This window comes from Winogradskyella costae (assembly GCF_013403865.1).
GTDB classification, from domain to species: domain Bacteria; phylum Bacteroidota; class Bacteroidia; order Flavobacteriales; family Flavobacteriaceae; genus Winogradskyella; species Winogradskyella costae.
Genome location: NZ_JABFDK010000004.1, coordinates 155,505 through 180,117, shown reverse-complemented (window position 1 = coordinate 180,117; position 24,613 = coordinate 155,505). Strand labels below are relative to the sequence as shown.

The window sequence follows — 24,613 nt, the reverse complement described above, 5'->3', positions numbered from 1 at the left end:
GCGTAATTAACTAAATAAGAGTAATATGAAAAACAGGCTTATTTTAATTATAACTTTAATTACCCTATTTAGTTGTTCAGACGACGACTTTTCATCAGCCAATAAAATTGTTGATGAATGGAAATTAACTGAAATCAGATATTATAGTACTGTAGGAAATTCCATCATTAGTTATTCTGGTGTTAATATTATTTACGACTTTCGTGAAGATGGAACCTTGGTCGTCTCAGGAGCAGAACAAGGTGTTCATACCACTGGAACATACGAGTACGAGATAGAGGAAGGTATTGTAGAGGGTATTTCCGATTTGGTTATTTTTACTGTAAAAATAGATCAAACATATTGGAACTATGATTTAACCAATGGCATAATGAAATTAGGGTTATCTGAAGTCGGTGGATCTGATTTAATATTTGAAAGAAACTAAAAAAGTGACTTTATTTAGCTACTATTTGTGGCCAAATAAAGTCACTTTTTTTAGTGATATAACCTAATTATAAATTTGGAATAATTAATTCCTGACCAGGATGAATCACATCCGGATTCTTTAAAATGTCAGTATTAGCTTGAAAGATTTTCTGATACTTACCAGGCTCTCCATAATACTGCTTAGCAATTTTCCCTAAAGTTTCACCAGAAGCTACAGTGTGCTTTGCATAAATAGATTCGTCAGCGACCTTAATGTCTGCCATAATATCAGATGGATTATCACCACCTGCTTCTTTAATCTTATCCCAGATTAAGTTTTTGTCGTATTGAGTTGCTGCAGTTCCTGTTACTTGAAGTACACCATCTTTTTCATTAACATCTCCATTCTGAATGTTTAATGTTTCACCTAAGTCTAAAACGTCTTGGTATTTAGCTCTAACCATTTTTTCTATGTTTTTAAATATTAATACTCTCGTAAAGATACCAATTTATGCGCCAATTTTTAGTGTTCTAAGCCTCAAATTGATACCCTCATATATTGGACACCTAAAAGAATATAAAGTCACATCATTTAGTGTTTGGTTTTCAGAATAATATATAGTACTTTTGCACTCCTTTTTAGCGAATTAAAGAAAGTAAGGAAAGGGATAAAAACAAATCTAATAATAACTTCTGTAGATTTTTCGCAAATCTTTCAAAAGATACAGAATACAAATTTTTATTCAGCACACATGTCTGAAAAAGAAACAAACCAAGCTGAAGTTGAAGCAACTGAAGCAACTCAAGCAGTAGCTCCAGTAGTATCTGAAGCTCAAGCAAACCCAGAAAAATTCTTAAAAGAATTCGATTGGCACAATTACGAAGAAGGAATTGAGCAAGTAGCGGATACTAAATTAGAAGAATTTGAAAAATTAGTATCAGAAAATTTCGTTGACACTTTAGATGACGAAGTTGTAGAAGGTACTGTAATTACTATCACAGATCGTGATGCAATTATTGATATTAACGCAAAATCTGAAGGTGTTATTTCACTTAACGAATTTCGTTACAATCCAAACTTAGCAGTAGGTGATAAGGTTGAAGTATTAATTGATGTGCGTGAAGATGCAACTGGTCAATTAGTATTATCTCACAGAAAAGCGCGTGTAATTAAAGCATGGGAACGTGTTAATAATGCACACGATACAGGTGAAATTGTAAACGGTTTTGTAAAATGCAGAACTAAAGGTGGTATGATCGTTGACGTATTTGGTATTGAAGCATTCTTACCAGGTTCTCAAATTGATGTGAAGCCTATCAGAGATTACGATCAGTATGTGAATAAAACTATGGAATTTAAAGTTGTGAAAATCAACCACGAATTCAAGAATATAGTTGTTTCTCATAAAGCGTTAATCGAAGCTGATATTGAAGAACAAAAGAAAGAAATCATTGGTCAACTAGAAAAAGGACAAGTCTTAGAAGGTATTGTAAAAAATATTACTTCTTATGGTGTGTTTATCGATTTAGGTGGTGTAGATGGTTTAGTTCATATTACAGATTTATCTTGGTCTCGTATCAACCATCCAAATGAGATTGTTGAATTAGATCAGAAATTAAATGTTGTAATCCTTGATTTTGATGAAAACAAATCAAGAATCCAATTAGGTCTTAAGCAATTATCTAAGCATCCTTGGGAAGCTTTAGGTGAAGGTGTAAAAGTTGGAGATAAAGTAAAAGGTAAAGTTGTAGTTATCGCTGATTACGGTGCTTTTGTTGAAGTAGAAGAAGGTGTAGAAGGCTTAGTTCACGTAAGTGAAATGTCTTGGTCAACACATTTACGTTCTGCTCAAGATTTCGTATCTGTAGGAGATGAAATCGATGCTGTTATCTTAACTTTAGATAGAGAAGACAGAAAAATGTCTCTTGGTATTAAGCAGTTAACACCAGATCCATGGACTGACATCACTACTAAGTATCCTGTAGGTTCTAAGCATTCAGGTATTGTACGTAACTTTACAAACTTTGGTGTATTTGTTGAATTAGAAGAAGGTATCGACGGATTAATTTATATCTCAGATTTATCTTGGACTAAGAAAATAAAGCATCCATCTGAGTTCTGTAACGTAGGTGATACTTTAGATGTAGTTGTATTAGAGTTAGATGTAGATGGACGTAAATTATCTTTAGGTCATAAACAAACTACAGAAAACCCTTGGGACAAGTACGAAACTGAGTTCGCTTTAGATACTGTACATAAAGCAGCTATTACAGAGATGGTAGATAAAGGAGCAACAATTGATTTTAACGAAGATATCGTTGCCTTTGTACCAGCACGTCATTTAGAGAAGGAAGACGGATCGAAAGTTGTAAAAGGTGAAGAAGTTGAATTCAAGATTATTGAATTTAATAAAGAATTCAAACGTGTTGTAGCATCTCATACAGCAGTATTTAGAGAAGAAGAAGCTAAAATCGTTAAGCAAGCTGTTAGAAAACAGGAGGCTCAAGCGGCAGAAGCGAAACCAACTTTAGGTGATGCAAATGATGCTTTACAAGCGCTTAAAGATAAAATGGACGGGAAGAAATAATCCTAATTCCTTTGAAAAAAGGAAACCCATTAATCTATAATTTAAAGCCTCTCAATTTTTGAGAGGCTTTTTTATATATTTAATGTTTTATGTTATCTATTAAGAGGCGATTAAAAAACATTATGCTTTTATATTAAATTTACAGTCTGTAAACCCTTTTTGAAGTTGTCGTTATCTAAAGTTAATAAAGAGAGTATTATCTTATAGTATAACATTATTTTAGGACGATTTAATTCAAGCTTTATATTTGCTAATGTAATTGGCTTCATTCCAATTGGCTATTTTGTAATTTAGATAATCAAAAAGATTTGCTGTTTATACCAAGACGTAAAATTTTTCATTTTAATTAGTGTATCAGGCATCTTTATTTGGATTTTAAGATTATTTTTTCATTTATAGAGAGCTAATTTTGACTTTCAAGACTAAGCAAAACCTTCATATTTCATGAGTAACTTTCATTCTTTATACTATCTCTTTTTAGGACTTATCATTAATGTCTGAGTATCGGTTTCAATATTTCGTATAAAAAGAAAACAATAATTACTTAAATTCTTCTGAGATCGTAATCTCTTTGGGTGAAAAGCTATTGCAAACCGCAAATTTTATCCTAACTTTGTAAGCCAACAACGTTTGGAAATAATATGAGTCACAAAGTACTACTTAACTCTAAAGAAGTCAATATTACCCTTCATAGATTGGCTTGTCAACTCATTGAAAATCATGATGATTTTTCTGAAACCGTATTAATTGGTATTCAGCCAAGAGGAAAATTTTTAGCGAATCGTTTAGCTCAGGTCTTGACAGAAGATTATAAGATTAAAAATATTCAACTTGGTCATTTAGATATTACGTTTTTTAGAGACGATTTTAGAAGAGGAGATAAACCGCTAGAAGCCAACACAACCAAAATAGATTTTATCGTTGAAGATAAAAATGTCGTCTTTATCGATGATGTTTTGTATACTGGGAGAAGCATAAGATCTGCGCTAACGGCCATTCAATCATTCGGAAGACCTAAAGACATAGAATTACTGACATTGATAGACAGACGCTTTAGCAGACATTTACCTATTCAACCGAATTATAGAGGTAGACAAGTAGATGCTATTGACAACCAGAAAGTTATAGTGAAGTGGGTTGAGAATGAAGAAGAAGATGCCGTTTATTTAGTAGATAAATAATAAGAAAACGTTTATAAATAAAATTACCACATAAAGTGAATTGCTATTAGCCAATAGCTAATAGCCAAAAGCCAATAAAAATGAGCGAATTAAGTGTCAATCACTTATTAGGAATTAAATATCTGACCAAACAAGATATCGACCTTATTTTTGAAACTGCCGATCAGTTTAAAGAGGTTATTAATAGACCTATTAAAAAAGTACCATCACTTAGAGATATTACTATTGCCAATCTATTTTTTGAAAATTCAACAAGAACAAAATTATCTTTTGAATTGGCAGAAAAACGATTATCTGCAGATGTTATTAATTTTTCGGCTTCGCAGTCTTCAGTTAAAAAAGGGGAAACACTTATAGACACCGTTAACAATATTTTATCTATGAAAGTAGATATGGTAGTGATGCGCCATCCCAATCCTGGAGCAGGTGTATTTCTATCGAAACATGTAAACGCTAGTATTATCAATGCAGGTGATGGAGCACATGAGCATCCGACTCAAGCCTTACTAGATTCGTATTCAATTAGAGAGAAATTAGGAAGCGTTAAAGGCAAAAATGTCGTTATTGTTGGCGATATATTGCATAGTCGTGTAGCACTTTCAAATATCTATGCCTTACAATTGCAAGGAGCCCATGTTATGGTTTGTGGACCTAAGACGTTATTGCCAAAATATATTAAAGATTTAGGTGTAAAAGTAGAAACCAATCTAAAGAAAGCTTTAGAATGGTGCGATGTAGCCAATATGTTACGCGTACAGAATGAGCGTATGGATATCAGTTATTTTCCTTCGACAAGAGAATATACACAGCAATTTGGCGTTAATAAAGAACTATTAGACAGCTTAAATAAAGAGATTGTAATAATGCACCCTGGGCCAATAAACAGAGGAGTAGAAATTACAAGTGACGTGGCAGATTCTAAGCAAGCCATTATCTTAAATCAAGTAGAGAATGGGGTTGCCGTTAGGATGGCAGTGATTTATCTTTTAGCTTCTAAAATAAAACAATAGATTATGATAATAGATAGAGATGGTAACATTGCCATAATAACACAAGAATCAGCAACTGTAAAAACACTAGTTCAAAATATTGAACAAGCGTATGATACGTATAAAAATGATCATCTTATTGTAAACTTATCGAGTTTAGATAAAATTACACTAGAAGATGTCATAGAGTTTTTACGAATAAGTAATAATCACAGAGGCGATAAAAAGAGCTTTGTAATTGTGTCTGAAAACGTAGATTTAAGTCAAATGCCAGATGAAATAGTTGTCGTACCAACGATGCAAGAAGCTTTTGATATTATTGAAATGGAAGATATTGAACGCGATTTAGAATTGTAAAAATCACGTTTGTTTTTTTAAGATGCTAGTCACTTTTAATTAACGATTAGACAGATTAAGAACTTCGCAAAGCACAATTAATGAAACTAACCATTCTCGGTTGCCACAGTGCCACTCCAGGTATTAATAGTAATCCAACAGCTCAGGTATTGGAGATTAAAAACCATATGTTTTTAATTGATTGTGGGGAAGGTACGCAAGTTCAATTGCGACGAAATAAGGTGAAGTTTTCAAGGATTAAACATGTTTTTATCTCACACCTCCATGGAGACCATTATTTTGGTTTAGTGGGGTTAGTGAATACATTTAGTCTTTTAACTAGAGAAACAGAACTTCATATTTATGCACCAAAAGGATTAAAAGAAGTGATACTGCTTCAAATGAAGTTATCTGCTAGTTGGACGAAATATCCACTTATTTTTCATGAATTAAGCGCTAACGAATCTGAATTAATTTACGAAGATGATAAAGTTGAAGTCCACACGATTCCATTAAAACATCGTATTTACACTAATGGATTTTTATTTAAGGAGAAAGAAAATGAACGTAAGATTGATATTAATTTGGTTACCGAGGCTAATATTGATAAAGCGTATTTCAGAAAGTTAAAACAAGGATTTGATGTCGTAAATGAAGATGGAGTATTAATTAGTAACGAAAAGGTAACTAAAAATCCACTACCAGCAAAAAGCTATGCCTTTTGTAGTGATACTGTCTATAATGAGGCTATAATTCCAATTATTGAGGAATGTACAGTATTATATCACGAATCGACATTTTTAGATAAAAACGAATCACTTTGTATTCCAACAAAACACAGTACAGCAAAACAAGCCGCAACTATTGCTAAGAAAGCTAATGTAGAAACCTTAATACTTGGACATTATTCTACACGTTATAACGGTTATGAAGAGTTTAAAAGAGAAGCTAAAACAGTATTCGAAAACGTCCTATTATCTAAAGATGGTAAGACCTTTAATTTTGATTAATCTCATTTTTGAATTCTTTTAAATTTGTAATCCATTCTACAGCCTCTTCTAAACTTTTACAACGTTTTAGACTTTTATTAAAAAATTGCTTTTCTAAAGAAGCATTGAGGTAACTAAAGTTAGAGTAAGTAACAATTGCAGAGGCAACAAAAGCATCATAGTCTTTATTAAAATCCACCCAAATTTGAGGATCAAAAGAATAGGAGTTGTAACGATTGGCTATATAACCTATTTTAACGCCTTTAGAGAGTAATGGACTAAATCTAGAAATTAACTCTATGGCGATGTCATAATCAACATGTATCCCTTCGTTAAATTCAGATAATAAAAAATGTTTTGTCACGTATATGGAACCAAAAGAAAATACTTCTTTTTTGTAAGCTATTTGATTAGAATATTTACTGTCTTCAAACTTCATTTATATATTTTAATCCTTAAATTTATAGTGAAAATTACGATGTAAAAAATAATAGAAGAAGAAAAATTAAAATAAAAACGTAATGGATGCAGACTTAGGTAATTATAGAAAATCTTACGAAAAAGGTGAGTTATTATTAGATAGTGTACCAGAAAATCCAATAGAGCTATTTAGAGATTGGTTTATAGAAGTAGATACGCATTTTAACGTGGGTGAAACGAATGCAATGACCATTTCTACTGTAGGAATAGATGGTTATCCAAAAAGTAGAGTAGTGCTACTTAAAAAGTACACACATGAGGGATTTATATTTTATACCAATTACGATAGTGAAAAAGGTAAAGCTATTGAAGAGAACCCTAATGTTTGTCTATCCTTTTTTTGGCATGCAGCCGAGCGGCAGATTATAATTAAAGGTAAAGCTGAAAGGATATCAGAAAATCTAAGTGATGGGTATTTTGAATCACGCCCAAGAGGCAGTCAGTTAGGTGCCCTAGTTTCTAATCAGAGTGAAGTGGTGGCCAACAGACAAGAATTAGAAAATAAGCTACAAGTTCTTGAATCTGAATTTAAAGGAAAACCTATAGAACGTCCTAAAAATTGGGGAGGGTTTATAATTAAACCCGTAGAGTTAGAATTTTGGCAAGGTAGACCAAATAGGCTTCACGATAGAATTCGATATCAACTTCAAGACGATTTTAATTGGAAGATGGAGCGTTTAGCACCTTGATCGCTATGTCAATTATTATAGTATTGCGGTTTTTTTAGTTAGTCATATAGAATAGATATATCAATAAGTTGAGTTGTCGACGAAATACATTTATCTAGGTTTAAAATCACTTTTTTCACTTTTAAAAATGCGTTTCATCGATGATTTACATTAAATATCGATTAAAAGCATGTTGTTTGTCGATTTTAACATTTTATTAACAGTTTAGCTTAACTGTGTGGTTAATTTAGCAGTCCCAAACCTAAATAACCTACATTATGAAAGCAGCTAAACTCTTGCCTATTTTGGCTATTGTTGCCCTTATTAGTTTCACATCTTGTGCAAATGACAGTGAAGAAAATGAAGCTATAAATTCCATTGAAGTTCCTGTAACACCTCAAGCCAAATCTATAGAGATTGAAATCATGGAGCTTATTAATGCATATCGCATTACCGAAGGATTAAATGCTCTCAATAATCATAATACGGTTAAAGCTGTGGCCTCTACACATACGGATTACATGATTGAAGTTAATAATGTTTCTCATGATAATTTCTTTTTACGAAAGCAAAGCTTACAGGCTAACGCTAGCGCTAATATCGTTACTGAAAACGTTGGTTATGGTTTTAGTTCTGCAGAATCTGTTGTGAATGCTTGGTTGGCTAGTCCTAGCCATAGAGAAAATATTGAAGGTGATTATACAGATTTTGATGTCTCAGCAGAGCAGAATAGTGCAGGGAAGTGGTACTTTACAAATATTTTCATTAAGCGCTAAATGGCTCTTATTTTAAATAATAATTACTGTTTTTCAAATACAACTTTAGTTTTTATAAAAGGAATTGCATAATATTTCTTTTTTAAAACAGATTTCCGAGTATGCTTTGACCAATTGTTTGAATGAAAACGCGTAAATTTTAGTTGTTTTTCAGCATGTGTATTTAGAACGCTCGGCGTTGTTAAATACATTGAATTGGTGATTTCAACATATTCTGGTTTTATAGTTTCAATACCTACAAAAATCCCTTTTCTACCGAAAGGTATAGTTTTATCTTCTAAATCTATTTTAAAATTCTTCGTGTCCTTTTCGGGCTTTATAATGATGTTTTCATGGTATATAAGTTCACTAGGAAAGCCGAGGTCGTCTACATTATAAAAAGCTAACCTATAGTAAGTTTGATATGTTTTATACATTTCGCTACTAGAATCTTTAAATTTTAATTCTACTTCAATTAATTTACCTCTACGCTGCTTTGTGTTTTCTATTAACGTGGCTGTTTCGTAACCAAAAGGAATAGATGTTGGGAATACTTGTTTTCTTTGACCTGTTGATAGACTAGTTTTTTGGTTTTCATATTCTTTAGTGCTACTTAAAATAAGCACTTCTGTGAGGACTTCTATCTTTGGCAGCAGAGATATGTTTAAAACATAATCATTTATATTGTTGTAACCAGATAATGCTATTCTTTGCTGTTGAAATCCTATTAATGACACTACTAATGTGTCTGATGAAGTCGTTTTTGATATATCTAATTTAAAGGTTCCATCTTCATTAGAGTATATACCAGTTTTTGAATGCTCAATAACAAGGTTAGCGTAGGCTAATTTATCTTTATTAAGGCTGTCTGTAACTCGTCCTCTTATAGATTGAGAATATATAGATAAGTTGAATAGTAATGCTAAGAGTAATACTACAATTTTCATTTAGGTAATTTTTGATGTAATGCTAAATTGCTTCTCTATGATAATAATGAAGTTTTTCCGACAAAAAAAAGAGTAAACTATTTAAGCTTACTCTTTTTTTAATAATTAGAAATATAATTTACTATCTATCCTTATCTACTATATAGAAGTATGAACGTCTATTTAATTGATGATCTTCTTCAGAACAATTAGAATTATTTCCACAATCATTTAAAAGTTGTGTTTCACCAAAACCAATTGCACTTTCTATTCTTTCTGGACTGATGTCTCTTGATAAAAGATAGTCTCTAGTCGATTTTGCACGTCGATCAGATAACTTTAAATTATAATTATCGCGACCTCTACTATCAGTATGTGACTCAATTTTTATAATCATTTCAGGATGCTTACGTAAGACATCAACGATATTCTCTAATTCATATTGTGCGTCTGTTCGTATGTTAGATTTATCAAAATCAAAGAATATAGGATTAATCACAATCTGATCTTCCATAATTAATGGTCGTAATGATAAATCTAATGAATTTACTTTTTCATTCTCATTAGTCGTTGTAATGGTTCCTTTATCATCTACGTAATCTGGTTTAGAACCTAAGATAGTATATGTTTTTCCACATTCTACATCAAATGTATAAGCACCATCTTCAGTCGTTACAACTTTCTCTAATATTTTACCAGTTTCGTCAATAAGTTGAACTGTAACTCCACTTAAGATAATATCTGTTCTTTGTTCTCTTGCAATACCTGTAATTTGTTGGTGACATTCTGTTACTGAGTAACTATAGATGTCATCACTTCCTTTACCTCCGAGTCTGTTTGAAGAGAAATAACCTTTTTGTGTTTCACTGTTTATGAAATAAGCAAAATCATCATAACCACTATTAAAAGGGGCACCAATATTAACAGGTGTTTTTGTCGCATCTCCTTTCAGTATGTTAGATTGAAAAATATCTAAAAGACCTAAGTTTAAATGACCATCTGAAGAGAAGTAGAAGGTATTATCCTCACTGATAAAAGGGAACATTTCGCGTCCTTCTGTATTGATATCATCTCCTAAATTTTCAGGTGATCCATAAGTTCCATCTTCGTTTATAGTAACTGAGTAAATATCCGTTTGTCCTAAACCACCATCTCTATCCGATACAAAGTATAAGCTTTTATTATCTGGACTTAATGCTGGATGTCCTGTTGAATATAAATCATCATTAAATGGTAATTCTTCAACATCAGTCCATTCACCATCTACTAAAGTTGCTTTATATATTTGAAGGTGTGTTGTTCCTTCTTTATCGTACTTCAATCTATTGCGCTTTGATGTATTGTCTCTTGTGAAATACATGGTGTTTCCATCATTAGTTATTGCAATTGAAGCTTCATGATAGTCGGTGTTTATACCATCTGCATTAATTTCAGAAGTTTCTCCATAGGATTGAGAACCATCGTCTTCATTTGTAACTTCTATTTGAAAGATATCTAAGAATGGTTCTTTGTTCCAATTATATACTTTTTTGTCGCTGCTACTTGATGAAGCGAAATAAAGTGTATTATTAAACATGTACGATCCAAAATCAGAATTTTCAGTATTGAAAGGTAGATTTTCAATTTGAACAATAAGATCATTGTTTTTTGAAGTTAATTTATCAAAAAGATCAACTTCATCAGGATTGTAACCTTTAAGTCTACTATCTCCATTTTGAGCTTCACTAAGTTTTTTAAACCATACATCGGCTTCCTTGTAATTTCCAATGCTTCTTAGAGATTGAATATATTTATAAACATACTCAGCTTCAATGTTATCGTGCTCAGCTAAGGCTTTCTCATACCAATAAGCTGCTTTTTCAGAATTAGAATTATTGTAATAAGCATCACCTAAGCGTGTTAATACATGGGCGCTATTTGTTCCTTTTTCAACAGCTTTTTCGTACAATTCAATGGCTTTTACATAGCCATAATTCTCAAAAAATTTATCTGCCAATTTTGTTTGGGCAAACGAGAATGTACTACTAAAAACTATAACGAACGCTAATATTTTGGTCTTCATAATTGGATCTTTTTAGAAATATCTAGGCGATTTAATACGTTTACTTTTAAAGACTTCGAACATTAATAATACTTCGTGTGTACCACTAGTGTAGGGTCTTATGTCTGAAATTGGATATTCATAAGCATAACCGACTCTCAATTGTTTTGAGACTTGAAAATCAGCTATACCACCAATTGCTGCTGCATTTTGGTTAACTCTATAAGCACCTCCTAACCAAACTTTATCATGGAATAAGAAGTTTGCAGAGACATCAAATGATAACGGAGCACCATTTGTAGCTTTTAATAATACAGATGGCTTTAATTTTGTGTTTTCACTTAGATCAAAAACATAGCCCCCAGTCGCATAATAACTAATGCGTTCTAAAGCGACATAATCAACAGAACCACTTCCGCCATTATTATAGTCGGTATTTAATATTCTTGGTGCAGATAGCCCAAGATACCAACGTGACGAATGTAAATATAAACCAGCACCAAAGTTTGGGCTCCAACGGTTTGATACGTCATTAAAAAACTGATCACTGATTACAGAAGGATCATTTAATAATTCTTCATCTAAGCTGTAATGTGTAAGTCCACCTTTAATACCAAAGGCTAATTTTACAGTTTCACTTGCTTTAATCGTGTAAGAGTAATCTGCATAGAGGTATGAGAAATTCTCATAACCTAGTTTATCATTGATAAAGGAAATTCCTAACCCCATGTTTTCGTTACGTAATGGAGAATGAACTGACAGGGTTTGTGTTTCTGGTCCACCATCTAAACCAACCCATTGACTTCTGTGTAAACCTACTACACTAAGCGTTTCTCTGCTTCCTGCATATGCAGGATTGATAGAAATAGTGTTGAACATATACTGCGTAAATTGAGGTAACTGCTGAGCAAAAGCTGTAGAAACACTCAAAAATAGTATCGCAATACTTATAATTTTTGATAACTTCATTGGTTAAGTTTTTTGTTAATTTGTTGCTACGTAGATAGGACCAGCAAATGGCTCTAATCCACTATTTTTTAGGTTAATAATGTAATAATATGTACCAGTAGGGACTTTTCCAGAACTTCCAATTGAAGAACTGTGTGCTTCACCTCGCCAATCATTTAAGTAATTGTTAGATTTATAAATCTCAGCACCCCAACGGTTGAATATTTGAAGCTCAATTACAAATCCACAGTCTTCAATACCCGAAATTGTAAATGTTTCATTGTAAGCATCTCCATTTGCTGTTACTGTTTTAGATATAACAACATCATCTTCACCACATGCTAATACAACACAATCATCATCTAAAGTGACATTAACTTCAATATCCGCAGGACACGCAGCATCAGTAATCGAGTACATAAAGGTATACTCTCCAACTTCAGCAGAAGATGGATCAAATAAGCTACCATTGACAGTGGCATTACCCGAAACTACACTCCAAGTTCCGTTACTATCAAAGTCACCAGATAATAGGTCGAATAAATCAAATTCAGAATCTTCAATACAACGATTTGCGTCTGTTACTTGCATTGTATTGGCTAGTTGTACTATAACCGTTTGTGTAAATAGGGCTTCGTTGCCACAATCATCGGTCACAGTCCATGTTCTAATAATATCATAATTTTCTGAGTTATTAGTTTGTGTTGATTCTTCAATAAAACTAACCTCAATATCACTTGAACAAGAATCTTCAAATACTAAGCTTGGCACTTCAGGAATGTTATCACAGAAGACATTTACTGTCGCATCAAAAGCAGTTACTGAAGTCGGTGCGGTGTTATCTTGTACACTGATGATCTGTGTATGTACAGCGTCATTTCCACAAGCATCTGTTGCAGTCCATGTACGCTCAATAATATAATCTCCCATACAAGAACCATCAGTTATTTCCTCTAAGAAGCTGACTTCTGCATTTCCACAGTTATCAGATGCGGTTAATGTTTCTGCTGTTGGTACAGCGTCACACTCTGCAACTATATCTGTTGGTAACGTTTCATTAAATAATGGTGCCGTAGTATCTTGTACTGTAATAGTTTGAACAAATGTTGTGGTATTATCACAATCATCAGTTAAAGACCATGTTCTAGTAATAACAGACGCACTTGGACAAGTTCCGTCTTCAACACTATCAGAATAAGTAGCTTCAAGAGCGGTAGCACAATTGTCAGTTTCGTCAGTGACATCACCTGTAATTGAGAGGTCTGAAACATCTACATCACATTCAATAGTTATGTCAGCAGGAACGCTAAATGTTGGGGCAGTTGCATCTTGAACGGTAATTGTTTGGATATGAGTTGTTGCATTGTTGCAGTCGTCCGCTAAGGTCCATGTTCTAGTAATTACTGATGAGCCAGGACAAGTCCCTTCTTCAACGCTATCTGTATAAGTAGCCTCAAGATCAGCAGCACAATTATCGTCTTCATCTGTAATATCACCAGTAATGGTTAAGTCTGTTACATCAACATCACATTCAATTGTGATATCTGCAGGACCAGTAAACGTCGGCGCCGTGGTATCTTGAATAGTGATAGTCTGAATAAGAGTTGTTGTATTATCACAATCATCTGTTAAAGACCAAGCTCTAGAAATAACTGATAAGCTAGGACAAGAACCTTCAGTCAAGGTATCTATAAAGGTAGCCTCAAGAGCAGTGGTACAATTATCAGCTTCATCTGTAACATCTCCAGTAATGGTTAAGTCTGTTACATCTCCATCACATTCAATAGTGACATCTGCAGGCACAGTAAATGATGGTGCAACAGTATCGTTTATTGTAATAGATTGTGTGCATTCTGTACTATTTAAAACTGTAGACTCATTTCCATCGCGCAATCCATTTCCATTCGTATCTTCATAAGAGATAATAGTATAGGTACGTGTAATAACTTGATTACATGTGTTTTCATCGCTGCTATTTAGAGCAGTAATCTCTATGATCCCACAAGCATCATCACCTATAATTCCATCTGCATTGCCTAAGGCTTCAAATTCTTCAATCGTATAAGACGTTTCAGAAGGTAACTCTCCATAACAAGCTACAGTAGTTTCCTCGAAAGTAGGGCAGCTTACTATAAATTCACAGCAGATAGCCGCTTCACCCGATAGTGTAATGGTATTACAAGAAATTTCATCTGTTATTACTACGTTATAAGGTTGGTCTGAAGGAATAGCGTCTGATGTCCAGGTAAAAGAGTCATCATTGTTAGAGATCCAAGTACCAGGCTGCCCATTTCCAGTAGCCGTAAATGGTGCTGAACCGGTAAATGTTGCTACAATAGTATATGTTGTATTATCATCTGAACATAATGTTACTTCTGCAGTTACCAAAGTTACATCAGGATTCAAGCTTACGGTTACTGCTAATCGATCTAAACTCTCACAACCTTCAGCAGAAGTTTGTGTCGCATAATAAGTGTTCCCATCTATTAAAGCCTCAGAAGGATTAATAGGAGTTGTTTCGTTTTCACTTACATACCATTGAATTGATTCACCTGTAACATTTAAGTCTGCAACAGCTGGATTACTAGATTCGCAAAATTCTTGATTTACATCACCGGTAGGAGCATCAGTTGTATTTAAACTAACCGTAATAGTTGCTGGAATCGATGGTGTTCCAATAACATCTGTGATAATATAGTCTACAGAAGTTCCAGAAAAACTAGATACTGCTTCAAATGATACAATACCATCACTACTTACTGTAAATGTTCCTTGACCAGAAATTGTAACAGTAGTACTTGGTAATAATGTTACAGGATCGATAAACTGTACCCCAGTTACATCTATATTATAAGTTCCTGCAGAATCATTATCTAAAATATTAATTTCTATTACAGCCTCTATTTCCTCAGAAGTAGCACAAATAAAGTCATCATCTGCCTCAGGTATAATTAACTGTGAAGGACAACGCGCTCCATCTCCTGGTTCAATATCAATTAAATCAGCATGATTTGTCGCTATTAAATTTCCTGTATGTGGTAATGCTATTCTATAAATATTTCCTGAATCATTGTTTGCAATGTACATATTTCCAAGAGCATCCATATATGCCGTTCCAAAAGAGTTAGACGTTTCTGAACTTAATCCGGTAATTGCACCAAGGTCGTCTATTGTATTAGTAGCAACGTTAAAACGTAATAACTTTCTAATATTTGTGCTCGTAACCATGTAAATATTACTATCTGCAGGGCTAACTACGATATCGTTTATCGCAACATTGTAATTTAGCAATGTTGTTGACGTTAAATAGTTTGGGCTAGAAGGATTTAAATCAATAGATACAAATTTGCCTTCACCATATAGAAACAGAATACCATTTTCATTAATATCACCAGAGCTGTAATCTCCAATAGTAAACGGGCCTACTATAGGTAGAAATTCCACATTAGCAGAGGCATCAATTTTTACGATGTTATTAGTATTTTGTTGAACTCCATAAATATTATTATCTAAAATATTGTAACCAATACCATTTACGAATTGAGACACAGAAGTGTCTGTTATCAATGGAGCTTTAATTAAAGTTTGGGCATGTGTTGCTAAATCATAAGAGTATAACCCTGAAACACGATTGTTTTGGTTATCTCTTTGATTAACAATAATGTAGGCAAATCCATTGTCACAATCAAAAGGAGTGTTTAAGCAATCAGCAGGAGAAGCTCCTGTTAATATTAGTGAACTGCAATTATCGTTAATCGTTACATTATAGGTTTCAACCACACTTTCAATAGGGCTAGAGACCCAAGTTGTTGTGCCGTCATTGTTATCTGTAAAAGTACCTGGTTGTCCATCTCCAGAAGCTGTAAATGGTGCTGTACCAGTAAATGTAGCTTCAATAGTGTATAAGGTTCCATTGACAACGGTACAGCTTGTTTCTTGTTGAGAAACTAAAGCGATTTCAGCACTGTAATTAACTGTAACAGCTAATCTCTCGGTACTTTCACAGCCTGCCGAACTTGTTTGAGATGCATAATAGATATCTCCATCGCTTAATGATGCATCTGAATTTAATGGGGTATCACTATTTGCATTTGGATACCAAATAATATTGCTTCCTGAAGCTACTAAATTAGCTACAGTTGCGTTTTCACTTTCACAAAATTCTTGAGTTGTTGAGCCTGTTGGTGCTTCTGTATCGTTTAAGTTAATAGTTATAACTCCTGGTGTCGAAGTAAAACCTATGACATCTAAAATTGTATACTCAACAGAGGCACCTGTAAAGCTAGTTAAAGCTTGAAACGTAACGTCTCCATTTGAACCTAATGTAAAAGTACCTTGACCAGAAACGGTTACACTGTTAGATGGTAACGACGTGTTAGGGTCAATAAGTTGTACAGAATTTGGATCAATTGGGTATGTACCTTCAGAATCATTATTAGCGACGTTAAGCGTAACATTGGTAGTGTCAGAAGTAATACAAACATCATCAGCAATAGCTATTGGTTTTGTTGGCTGTGAAGGGCAACGTGCACCGTCACCAGGACTTACGCCTGGCAAATTGCTATAGAAAGTAGCTGTTGTACCTCCTAAATGAGGTGTTGTAATTTTATATGTATTTCCAGACTCATTATTTGCAACATACATATTACCTAAAGCATCCATGTAAGCAGTACCAAATGAATCAGAAGATTCAGATTGCAGGCCTGAGACACTTCCTATATTAGTAATTGTATTAGCAACAGGGTCGAACTCATACAAGGATCTTGATCCTGACCCTCTTAGCATGTATAATTTATTGTTGATAGGACTAAATGCCATATCATTAAAAGAATTAGAATGCTGTAATACAATATTGGCAACTAGGTAATTTGTACTAGATGGATTTAAGTCAATTGATACAAATTTGTTGCTTCCATATATATATAGAATACCATTTTCATCGATGTCTCCAGCCGCATAATTATTGCTAGTAAAATCAGTTAAGCCAGTAACAGTTAATAATTCTATATCTCCATTACTATCAATTTTAACCACTTGATTACTGCGTTGCAATAAACCATATAAATAATTATCGAGAACATTGTAACCAATAGCATTAACGAACTGAGAGGTTGTAGTAGTTGAGATAATTGGGTCTTTAATTACATTGAGTGAATTTGTAGATAGATCAAATGTATATAATCCAGTAACACGTCCATTAGCACTTAGTACGTTTGTTAGAATATATCCAAAACCATCTTCACAATTGAAAGGAATATTTGCTTCACCTATGTTTGCTTTTTGTAAATCCGTATAATTTGAATCCTTATGTAGTAAGTCCGCATTTGTGGAAGTAAAAGTTTCTGAATAAACCTGTTGGGTTTTTGATCCTTTTTTATTTAGTGGCAAGATAGCTTGACCAAAAGAATAAAAATTGACCATAACTAGAGTCATGATAAACACCAATCTCATTAGAGGTTTACGAGGTGTTTTAGATTTGGGATTGTATAAATGTTTCATCTTAAGCTTTTTTAAGTTAATCAGGTTATGATTGCTTTAAAATATGATTTTGAGTTATATAAGTTGGAATATGGCTGTGAAAATAGTTTGATTTTTTATTATGGTTGGTGTGAATATTTGTATTTAAATAATTGCCTTTCTCTGTAATGTCAAATGTTGTTGAATAAAAATAGATTGAAGCTAGTTCAAGGTCATCAGTCGTATTACTAGCATCAGATAGCTTAAAGTCTAGTTTACTTGATGATGAAAACCCTGACGTAATAAACATTATAGGTAAAATTATTTTCATATTTAAAATTGATTAACAAATTTTATGGTTCGCTTAGCGATGTCTTTCTTTTTGATAATATAGTACATCAATCATTTATCAAACATATATTTATGTTCAATTGGGCAATCAAAATATATAGAGGGAGGGATTTTTGGTGGTTAAATACCAAAACATGGATTTATTAATATAGTTTTTTAATTTGGGGTGTTTTACATTAATTTTACAAAGCAAAATAACTTATAACTAAATTCATAGGCAAATATTAAAGTTGAAGCGGCAATATACTCGTCAAAACGGACATACGCAACGTTTTGTCGAAAATAATTACACTTAGTCGATAAAATATGAAAACTATTACACTAGTAAGACATGGTAAATCATCTTGGGAATATGATGTTATAGATCATGATAGGCCTTTGAAACAAAGAGGTATAGAGGATTCTAAACGCGTTGTAAAAGACCTTAAAAAGAGAGGTTATGTGCCTAATGCTATATTCTCAAGTTCAGCAAATAGAGCACTAAGCACTTGCGAAATCTTTATGGATGGACTTAATTTATCTAAAAATCAGGTTATTATTGATGAAAAACTCTATGATTTTGATGGTAGAAATGTAATTGAGTTTATAAAAGGTTTATCAAGTGAATTAAAAGAGGTTATGATTTTTGGTCACAATCATGCTTTCACGTCAATTTCTAATATATTTGGGGATACATTAATAGATAATCTTCCTACAAGTGGTTTAATAAAATTAAATTTTGATATTGAAGATTGGAAAGACCTAAAACAAGGAACTACAGAATTTATTATAATTCCAAAGGATTTAAGAGAATGACAAAAGACAAAAACATTTATATCAATAGAGAATTAAGTTGGTTAAAATTTAATGAGCGGGTTTTGCAAGAAGCTGCGGACAAAGATGTGCCATTGATAGAACGATTACGTTTCTTGGGTATTTTCTCTAATAATTTAGATGAATTTTTTAAAGTTAGATATGCAACTGTAAAGCGTATTTATGAAGCAGGCAAGGGAGGTAAATCTGAATTAGGAGGAATCAAAGCGGGTGATCTTTTAGAAGAAATAACTAAAATTGTTATCGAACAACAAAGTTATAGTTTAAAGATTTTAGACGAGATTGATATAGAGCTTCAAAATGAGAATATTTATGTCATTAATGAAACCGAAATTGATGATGAGCATCATGAATTTATCAAGAATTATTTTTTTCAAGAGATAAGTCCAGCATTAGTAGTAATAATGCTTAATGAAGATGTTGCACTGCCAGAACTTATGGATATTTCTGCTTATTTAACGGTAAAAATGTCTAGTGAACATGGTAAAGACCAAGTCGCATTGATTGAGATTTCTACGGCAATGGATCGTTTTGTTGTGTTGCCTAGTAAAAATGGTAACAACTATATTATTATGGTAGATGATATCTTAAGATATTGTTTAGATGATATTTTCAATATCTTTAAATATGATAGCATTAGTGCTCATATGATAAAGATAACGAGAGATGGTGAATTAGATTTTGATAGTGATTTGAGCAAAAGTTTTATCGATAAACTCTCAGAGAGCGTAAAAGATAGGCAAAGTGGAGATCCTGTACGCTTCGTTTATGATATGAATATAGAAGAGGAAACTCTGAATTTTCTTCTTAAATTGATGGCTGTTGATGAAAAGGAGAGTCTTATTCCAGGAGGTAGATATCACAATCGTAGGGATTATATGAGTTTTCCTAGTTTAGGAAGGACTGATTTACTTTATGCAAAGATTAAACCACTACCTGTTAAAGGGTTGAGTTTAGAAGATAGTATTTTTAGAACTATTGCTAAGAAGGATTATTTGGTGTACACACCTTACCATACCTTTTCTTATATCGTGAAATTTTTACGAGAAGCAGCTTTAGATCCACAAGTTAAAACTATAAAAATCACAATTTATAGATTAGCTCAAATCTCTCATGTTGCCAGTTCATTAATTAACGCAGCTAAGAATGGTAAAAAAGTTACAGTGTCCATAGAGCTTAGAGCACGTTTTGATGAAGCTGCCAATATTAATTATGCAGAACAAATGCAAGACGAAGGCATTAAAATGTTTTTTGGTGTTACGGGTTTAAAGGTGCATTGTAAAATGTGTGTTATTGAACGAGAGGAAGACGATCGATTAGTGAGATATGGATTTATAAGCACAGGAAATTTTAATGAATCTACGGCAAAAATTTATACAGACTTTACCTTAATGACAGCAAATTCAAAAATCTTGAAAGAGGTAAATAAGGTATTCGACTTTTTTGAAGTGAATTACAAAATTAACAGATATAAACATCTTATCACTTCTCCACACTACACTAAGTCCAAATTGTTTGCTTTAATAGATAAAGAAATCGAAAGTGCTAAAAACGGTAAACCAGCTTATATTAAGCTTAAAATGAATAGTGTTAGTAGCTATAAAATGATAGATAAGTTATATGAGGCAAGTAGGGCTGGTGTAAAAATACAGATGATTGTTAGGGGGCTGTGTTGTTTGGTGCCGGGAATTAAAGGTATGAGCGAAAATATTGAAATTATCAGCATAATTGATAAATTTTTAGAACATACACGATTGTATATTTTTTCGAATCAAAGCGATCCTATAATTTATATTTCTTCTGCAGATTGGATGACTAGAAATATCGATAATAGAGTTGAAGTTAGCTGTCCTATTTATGATGAAGATATCAAAGAAGAATTAAAAGATTTATTTGATATTTGCTGGAACGATAACGTAAAAGCACGTATTATTAATGAAAATCAAGACAATACCTATAGTAGAAATAATAACCCAAAAGTAAGGGCACAATTTGATACCTATAAGTATTACTTAAATAAATTAGAAGGATAAGTATGTTGAAGATACAGAAGTTTGCAGCTATAGATATAGGATCGAATGCCGTAAGGTTATTAATTTCTAACATTATAGAACAAGATGACGAGCCTACAATTTTTAAAAAGAATTCATTAGTTCGTGTGCCTATTAGATTAGGGGCAGATGTGTTTCTAAAAGGTGAAATATCAGAGTACAATCAAGAACGAATGATAGATACCATGAAAGCTTTTAGTCTAATTATAAAGTCTCATGGAGTAACGCGTTATAAAGCCTGTGCAACATCTGCGATGCGAGAGGCTAAAAACAGTGCACCGCTATCTGAAAAAATTCTTGAAACTTGCGGAATTAGTATAGAAACCATTGATGGGGAAGAAGAAGCCGCTATTATTGCGGCAACAGATCTGCAATCTTTTATAAACCCCAATAAAACTTACCTTTATGTAGATGTTGGAGGGGGGAGTACCGAGTTTTCTATAATACATAATGGTGATAAGAAAATGTCAAGATCATTTAAAATAGGAACTGTAAGGCTATTAAACGATATTGTGAAGAGTGAAACTTGGAGAGAATTAGAGTATTGGATTAAAGACAATACTAAAAAATATGAGAAAATAGAATTGATTGGATCTGGTGGTAACATCAACAAGATTTTTAAAATTTCAGGAAAAGATATTGGTAAGCCATTAACTTATTTCTATTTAACGAGCTACTATAAGATGCTTCAAAATTATTCTTATGAGGAGCGTATCACCAAGTTAAATCTTAATCAAGATAGAGCAGATGTTATAATACCAGCAACCCGAATTTACTTGTCCGCGATGAAATGGAGTGGAGCAAAAGATATCTATGTACCAAAAATAGGGCTATCAGATGGTATAATTAAAAGTATGTATTATGAAACGGTGTCTAGTGTGGTGGTATAATTTGTTGTAATTAATCCATTTATCCGATTTTTTACTATATAGACCTATTAATTGATATGAAATTATTATTTAATTTATATTCGTAGTCTCAAATTGAAAATTATGAAAAAATATGTAGTTGCTTTGTTGTTTGTTGCGTTTACGTCTGTAGGAATGTCTCAGGATATTTTATATGGTGTTAGAGGCGCTCTAAATGTGTCTAATCTAGACTTTGATCCTGATGCTAATTTTGATAACGAACATAGAAATGGTTTTGCCTTTGCTGGTTTTGCCGACTTTAGCTTGTCTGATAATTTATCATTATTAACAGAATTACAATGGTCTGCAGAGGGTGCTAAAGAAAGAAACCTTAGAGCAGATTATCTTAAATTACCTATCCTTCTTAGGTTCTCAATTTCAGATAACCTTTTATTAGGTGTTGGTCCTCAGATCGCTTTAAAAACATGGGAATATGAAGATGCCTTCTCAACATTTGTGTTTTCTGGAGTTGCAGGGGTAGAGTATATGATTACTGATGAGTTGTTCTTGGATGCAAGATATTATTATGGAATTACTAATATCTTAGATGAGGATTTAACAGATGTTGAAGCTAAAAACCATGTGATTCAATTTGGTTTTGGAATCAAATTATAAAACGAAATTACTTCAAATAATATATAAGCCTTAACAGATGTTGAGGCTTTATTTTTTTTTAAAATTTTAAGGTGGATAATGTTTTGTTGCTATCATTAATATTTATGAAATAAACATCAGATAATAAGTGGTTTGCATCCATGTTTGCCTTGGTAAATTCTGATGTAAATATCAGTTTTCCTTCTAAATTGAATATGGTATATTTTAAATTTTAAAATAATAAGTTATCAGTTACGTTTAACAATAATTGGTCTTCAACAGTATTCTTTACAATGCTTATTTAATTAGCATTATAATCAAAATCATTCATTGAAAGTACTTCCTTACTCAAACTTAAAACTTTACTATTGTCATTGGTAGAGCGACCTCCGTCATCAGAAATACTAATTAGGATTAAGTTCTCACCATTAATGATAATTTCGGAACCAAATGTATTAGTAGAGTCATCGTTAAACATTGAAAAACAAGCATTTTCAAAGTCACTAGGTTGTTGACAAACATTTGTAGCTGGAGTAAAGCTTTCAATATTAATTCATCGCCATTACTTTGATAAATATAATAATTGCATTAAATGTGTTATAGACTCTTCTACCATTAAAGGAAATTGATCAAAAAAAACGGTACCCTTCTGGTCCTAATATTATACTAGGTGAATCTATAGACTGCGCACTATACGCTACACAATATGAGGCGGAAAACTCTAAGTAATTAGTATCTGTAAAAGCAATAGAAAAATTATTATAACATTGTTATATATAATACCATTTTTTATTACCGATTTTAAGTGTCAGTTACTTAACAAAGCGTCATCTTGAGAATAAGACATTGGTGATAATAAAAGAAAAACAAAGTAGATTTTTTTTAAAAAATAAGGTCATAAGCTTTGTAAACCGACATAATTACCCATGAATAGTTTCCTTATCTCCTAAGTTTTTCATAATACTAGCTTCATAGTCAAGAAGTTGTTCCCATTTTTCATCCACGTCTTTTCGGTCCCCATATTGTCTAGCGAAATTTAAAAACATGGTGTAATGTCCAGCCTCGCTAATCATCAATTTACGGTAAAATTTGGCTAACTTTTTATCTTCTAATTCTTCAGATAATAATCTAAACCGCTCACAACTTCGTGCTTCAATTAAGGCTGCATATAGTAATCTGTGAACTAATTGCGTCGTTCTACTGCCTCCTTTAGGAAAAAATTTTATAAGCGCAAGTACATAGTCATCTTTACGATCTCTACCAAGTGTCCAACCGTTTTCTAAAATCCTATCGTGTACCATTTTAAAATGGCTCATTTCTTCCTCTACTAAAGCTATCATTTCTTGTACCAAATCCGTGTATTCTGGAAAACCCACTATTAATGAAATAGCCGTACTTGCTGCTTTTTGCTCACAATAGGCATGATCGGTTAGAATATCTTCAATATTCTTTTCAACGATATTTACCCATCTTGGATCGGTTGGTAATTTTAGTCCTAACATAATTAGTTTTGTGTTACATGTACCATATTAATAGTGCCGTTATCATTAACAAATAGCGTGTGTAGCGCAGTGCGATTAGTTTCTGGTATCGCATACATTACATCTATAAGTACTTTGTTTTTTAGTGAAGGTTCATCATCTACTTGTATAGAGTGTAAGATGGCTAATTTATCAAAATTATAAAAAGGAGAGTCTGATGCGAAGTCATCTCGATAACCAAATAGTTTATTTGCTTTTTGTTTATCAAAGCTTTCTTCAAAAATTAGTTGGCCTTCTTTTTCAACACGAATATCAAATTTGAAATTTCTATAATGGGTTTGATAATTAATAGTGTCTTTTATATTCGAAAAAAGAACGTCCTTAGTCATATCAGAATAGGTTTTTATTTTTACTCTAAAACCATTGCTCATCAAGGTGTCTACTTGGTGTTCTAAGTAGTTTTCAGGAATATAAATATTGGTTTCAAAAGTTACTGTTTTTTTGAATTCGGCAATACTCTCATATAGGGCTTGACTTTGTGTTTTTCGACCTTCGCAGCTTGTAAAGCCAATTATAATAATTATTAAAAGTCCTAATAAATGTTTCATCTGTTTGAATTTTAAAACCACCTATTTAATTATTCTTATTT

Annotated in this window: 23 protein-coding genes; 12 read left to right on the top strand and 11 right to left on the bottom strand. The window is 32.6% G+C overall.

The features are described from left to right. The first annotated feature begins 25 nt into the window (after nt 1-25). Entirely contained in the window at nt 26-427 is a 402-nt protein-coding gene (locus HM986_RS11030; protein WP_179335145.1) for a hypothetical protein, read from the top strand. 67 nt (nt 428-494) lie between these two features. Here the strand turns inward: HM986_RS11030 and HM986_RS11025 are convergent, their stop codons facing one another. Continuing rightward, nucleotides 495-872, bottom strand: a complete 378-nt coding sequence (locus HM986_RS11025) for a LysM peptidoglycan-binding domain-containing protein (RefSeq protein WP_179335144.1) — start codon at nt 870-872, stop codon at nt 495-497. 288 nt (nt 873-1,160) lie between these two features. Here HM986_RS11025 and rpsA point away from each other — a divergent pair, with 288 nt between their 5' ends. The 5 genes from rpsA (at nt 1,161) to HM986_RS11000 (ending at nt 6,512) form a co-directional block, all read left to right on the top strand. Beyond that, nucleotides 1,161-2,996, top strand: a complete 1,836-nt coding sequence (gene rpsA / locus HM986_RS11020; RefSeq protein WP_179335143.1) for a 30S ribosomal protein S1 — start codon at nt 1,161-1,163, stop codon at nt 2,994-2,996. A gap of 641 nt (nt 2,997-3,637) precedes the next feature. Continuing rightward, the gene (pyrR, locus tag HM986_RS11015; protein ID WP_179335142.1) at nt 3,638-4,177 is read left to right on the top strand and encodes a bifunctional pyr operon transcriptional regulator/uracil phosphoribosyltransferase PyrR; all 540 of its coding nucleotides are present in this window, start codon (nt 3,638-3,640) and stop codon (nt 4,175-4,177) included. An 80-nt stretch (nt 4,178-4,257) separates the two neighbouring features. Further along, nucleotides 4,258-5,187 carry an aspartate carbamoyltransferase catalytic subunit gene (locus HM986_RS11010; protein WP_179335141.1) on the top strand — a complete coding sequence of 310 codons (930 nt, stop codon included), beginning with the start codon at nt 4,258-4,260 and terminating at the stop codon, nt 5,185-5,187. A 3-nt stretch (nt 5,188-5,190) separates the two neighbouring features. Continuing rightward, nucleotides 5,191-5,523 (top strand): ribonuclease Z, encoded by a 333-nt coding sequence (locus tag HM986_RS11005; protein ID WP_179335140.1) that lies wholly within the window; start codon nt 5,191-5,193, stop codon nt 5,521-5,523. 80 nt (nt 5,524-5,603) lie between these two features. Continuing rightward, nucleotides 5,604-6,512 carry a ribonuclease Z gene (locus HM986_RS11000; RefSeq protein WP_179335139.1) on the top strand — a complete coding sequence of 303 codons (909 nt, stop codon included), beginning with the start codon at nt 5,604-5,606 and terminating at the stop codon, nt 6,510-6,512. Here the strand turns inward: HM986_RS11000 and HM986_RS10995 are convergent. Beyond that, a complete protein-coding gene (locus HM986_RS10995; RefSeq protein ID WP_179335138.1) occupies nt 6,499-6,930 on the bottom strand; it encodes a hypothetical protein in 432 nt (143 codons plus the stop codon). The two genes, HM986_RS11000 and HM986_RS10995, sit on opposite strands and share 14 nt — an antisense overlap. A gap of 82 nt (nt 6,931-7,012) precedes the next feature. On the opposite strand from HM986_RS10995, the gene pdxH reads away from it, so the two are divergent. Together pdxH and HM986_RS10985 are read left to right on the top strand one after the other, a co-directional pair. Continuing rightward, a complete protein-coding gene (gene pdxH, locus HM986_RS10990; protein ID WP_179335137.1) occupies nt 7,013-7,660 on the top strand; it encodes a pyridoxamine 5'-phosphate oxidase in 648 nt (215 codons plus the stop codon). A 257-nt stretch (nt 7,661-7,917) separates the two neighbouring features. Continuing rightward, nucleotides 7,918-8,415 (top strand): CAP domain-containing protein, encoded by a 498-nt coding sequence (locus tag HM986_RS10985; protein WP_179335136.1) that lies wholly within the window; start codon nt 7,918-7,920, stop codon nt 8,413-8,415. Between the two features lie 23 nt (nt 8,416-8,438). Here the strand turns inward: HM986_RS10985 and HM986_RS10980 are convergent, their stop codons facing one another. The 5 genes from HM986_RS10980 to HM986_RS10960 all read right to left on the bottom strand — a co-directional run bounded on the left by HM986_RS10980 (nt 8,439) and on the right by HM986_RS10960 (nt 18,076). Next, nucleotides 8,439-9,341: a carboxypeptidase-like regulatory domain-containing protein gene (locus HM986_RS10980; RefSeq protein WP_179335135.1), complete on the bottom strand. Its 903-nt coding sequence runs from the start codon at nt 9,339-9,341 to the stop codon at nt 8,439-8,441. Between the two features lie 121 nt (nt 9,342-9,462). Next, entirely contained in the window at nt 9,463-11,382 is a 1,920-nt protein-coding gene (locus HM986_RS10975; RefSeq protein ID WP_179335134.1) for an OmpA family protein, read from the bottom strand. A 12-nt stretch (nt 11,383-11,394) separates the two neighbouring features. Next, nucleotides 11,395-12,330: a PorP/SprF family type IX secretion system membrane protein gene (locus tag HM986_RS10970; protein WP_179335133.1), complete on the bottom strand. Its 936-nt coding sequence runs from the start codon at nt 12,328-12,330 to the stop codon at nt 11,395-11,397. 15 nt (nt 12,331-12,345) lie between these two features. Next, nucleotides 12,346-17,808 (bottom strand): DUF6923 family protein, encoded by a 5,463-nt coding sequence (locus tag HM986_RS10965; protein WP_179335132.1) that lies wholly within the window; start codon nt 17,806-17,808, stop codon nt 12,346-12,348. 25 nt (nt 17,809-17,833) lie between these two features. Next, complete coding sequence (locus HM986_RS10960) at nt 17,834-18,076, bottom strand: hypothetical protein (protein WP_179335131.1); 243 nt, start codon at nt 18,074-18,076, stop codon at nt 17,834-17,836. A 347-nt stretch (nt 18,077-18,423) separates the two neighbouring features. Between HM986_RS10960 and HM986_RS10955 the strand changes: the two genes are divergently transcribed. From HM986_RS10955 to HM986_RS10940, 4 genes are all read left to right on the top strand, one after another. Next, nucleotides 18,424-18,912 carry a SixA phosphatase family protein gene (locus HM986_RS10955; RefSeq protein WP_179335130.1) on the top strand — a complete coding sequence of 163 codons (489 nt, stop codon included), beginning with the start codon at nt 18,424-18,426 and terminating at the stop codon, nt 18,910-18,912. After that, complete coding sequence (gene ppk1, locus HM986_RS10950) at nt 18,909-20,963, top strand: polyphosphate kinase 1 (RefSeq protein WP_179335129.1); 2,055 nt, start codon at nt 18,909-18,911, stop codon at nt 20,961-20,963. The genes HM986_RS10955 and ppk1 overlap by 4 nt, the downstream gene beginning before the upstream one ends. 2 nt (nt 20,964-20,965) lie before the next feature. After that, a complete protein-coding gene (locus HM986_RS10945) occupies nt 20,966-21,871 on the top strand; it encodes a Ppx/GppA phosphatase family protein (protein WP_179335128.1) in 906 nt (301 codons plus the stop codon). Nucleotides 21,872-21,973: 102 nt separating this feature from the next. Then, complete coding sequence (locus HM986_RS10940) at nt 21,974-22,504, top strand: porin family protein (RefSeq protein ID WP_179335127.1); 531 nt, start codon at nt 21,974-21,976, stop codon at nt 22,502-22,504. A gap of 58 nt (nt 22,505-22,562) precedes the next feature. Here the strand turns inward: HM986_RS10940 and HM986_RS17885 are convergent, their stop codons facing one another. The 4 genes from HM986_RS17885 to HM986_RS10920 form a co-directional block, all read right to left on the bottom strand. Further along, nucleotides 22,563-22,700 (bottom strand): hypothetical protein, encoded by a 138-nt coding sequence (locus HM986_RS17885; protein ID WP_179335232.1) that lies wholly within the window; start codon nt 22,698-22,700, stop codon nt 22,563-22,565. A gap of 84 nt (nt 22,701-22,784) precedes the next feature. After that, nucleotides 22,785-22,961: a hypothetical protein gene (locus HM986_RS10930; protein WP_179335126.1), complete on the bottom strand. Its 177-nt coding sequence runs from the start codon at nt 22,959-22,961 to the stop codon at nt 22,785-22,787. Nucleotides 22,962-23,403: 442 nt separating this feature from the next. Beyond that, complete coding sequence (miaE, locus tag HM986_RS10925; RefSeq protein ID WP_179335125.1) at nt 23,404-23,985, bottom strand: tRNA-(ms[2]io[6]A)-hydroxylase; 582 nt, start codon at nt 23,983-23,985, stop codon at nt 23,404-23,406. 2 nt (nt 23,986-23,987) lie between these two features. After that, entirely contained in the window at nt 23,988-24,572 is a 585-nt protein-coding gene (locus tag HM986_RS10920) for a hypothetical protein (protein ID WP_179335124.1), read from the bottom strand. Between the last annotated feature and the right edge of the window lie 41 nt (nt 24,573-24,613).

Bases quoted from the DNA above. Each gene is read 5' to 3' on its own strand.
- HM986_RS10995 (WP_179335138.1), bottom strand. From the start codon at position 6,930: ATGAAGTTTGAAGACAGTAAATATTCTAATCAAATAGCTTACAAAAAA.
- HM986_RS10920 (WP_179335124.1), bottom strand. From the start codon at position 24,572: ATGAAACATTTATTAGGACTTTTAATAATTATTATAATTGGCTTTACA.
- HM986_RS10960 (WP_179335131.1), bottom strand. From the start codon at position 18,076: ATGTTTATTACGTCAGGGTTTTCATCATCAAGTAAACTAGACTTTAAG.
- HM986_RS10970 (WP_179335133.1), bottom strand. From the start codon at position 12,330: ATGAAGTTATCAAAAATTATAAGTATTGCGATACTATTTTTGAGTGTT.
- ppk1 (WP_179335129.1), top strand. From the start codon at position 18,909: ATGACAAAAGACAAAAACATTTATATCAATAGAGAATTAAGTTGGTTA.
- HM986_RS10940 (WP_179335127.1), top strand. From the start codon at position 21,974: ATGAAAAAATATGTAGTTGCTTTGTTGTTTGTTGCGTTTACGTCTGTA.
- HM986_RS11010 (WP_179335141.1), top strand. From the start codon at position 4,258: ATGAGCGAATTAAGTGTCAATCACTTATTAGGAATTAAATATCTGACC.
- HM986_RS11030 (WP_179335145.1), top strand. From the start codon at position 26: ATGAAAAACAGGCTTATTTTAATTATAACTTTAATTACCCTATTTAGT.
- pyrR (WP_179335142.1), top strand. From the start codon at position 3,638: ATGAGTCACAAAGTACTACTTAACTCTAAAGAAGTCAATATTACCCTT.
- HM986_RS10975 (WP_179335134.1), bottom strand. From the start codon at position 11,382: ATGAAGACCAAAATATTAGCGTTCGTTATAGTTTTTAGTAGTACATTC.
- HM986_RS10955 (WP_179335130.1), top strand. From the start codon at position 18,424: ATGAAAACTATTACACTAGTAAGACATGGTAAATCATCTTGGGAATAT.
- HM986_RS11005 (WP_179335140.1), top strand. From the start codon at position 5,191: ATGATAATAGATAGAGATGGTAACATTGCCATAATAACACAAGAATCA.
- HM986_RS10930 (WP_179335126.1), bottom strand. From the start codon at position 22,961: ATGTTTAACGATGACTCTACTAATACATTTGGTTCCGAAATTATCATT.
- miaE (WP_179335125.1), bottom strand. From the start codon at position 23,985: ATGTTAGGACTAAAATTACCAACCGATCCAAGATGGGTAAATATCGTT.
- HM986_RS10980 (WP_179335135.1), bottom strand. From the start codon at position 9,341: ATGAAAATTGTAGTATTACTCTTAGCATTACTATTCAACTTATCTATA.
- rpsA (WP_179335143.1), top strand. From the start codon at position 1,161: ATGTCTGAAAAAGAAACAAACCAAGCTGAAGTTGAAGCAACTGAAGCA.
- HM986_RS10965 (WP_179335132.1), bottom strand. From the start codon at position 17,808: ATGAAACATTTATACAATCCCAAATCTAAAACACCTCGTAAACCTCTA.
- HM986_RS11025 (WP_179335144.1), bottom strand. From the start codon at position 872: ATGGTTAGAGCTAAATACCAAGACGTTTTAGACTTAGGTGAAACATTA.
- HM986_RS10945 (WP_179335128.1), top strand. From the start codon at position 20,966: ATGTTGAAGATACAGAAGTTTGCAGCTATAGATATAGGATCGAATGCC.
- pdxH (WP_179335137.1), top strand. From the start codon at position 7,013: ATGGATGCAGACTTAGGTAATTATAGAAAATCTTACGAAAAAGGTGAG.
- HM986_RS11000 (WP_179335139.1), top strand. From the start codon at position 5,604: ATGAAACTAACCATTCTCGGTTGCCACAGTGCCACTCCAGGTATTAAT.
- HM986_RS10985 (WP_179335136.1), top strand. From the start codon at position 7,918: ATGAAAGCAGCTAAACTCTTGCCTATTTTGGCTATTGTTGCCCTTATT.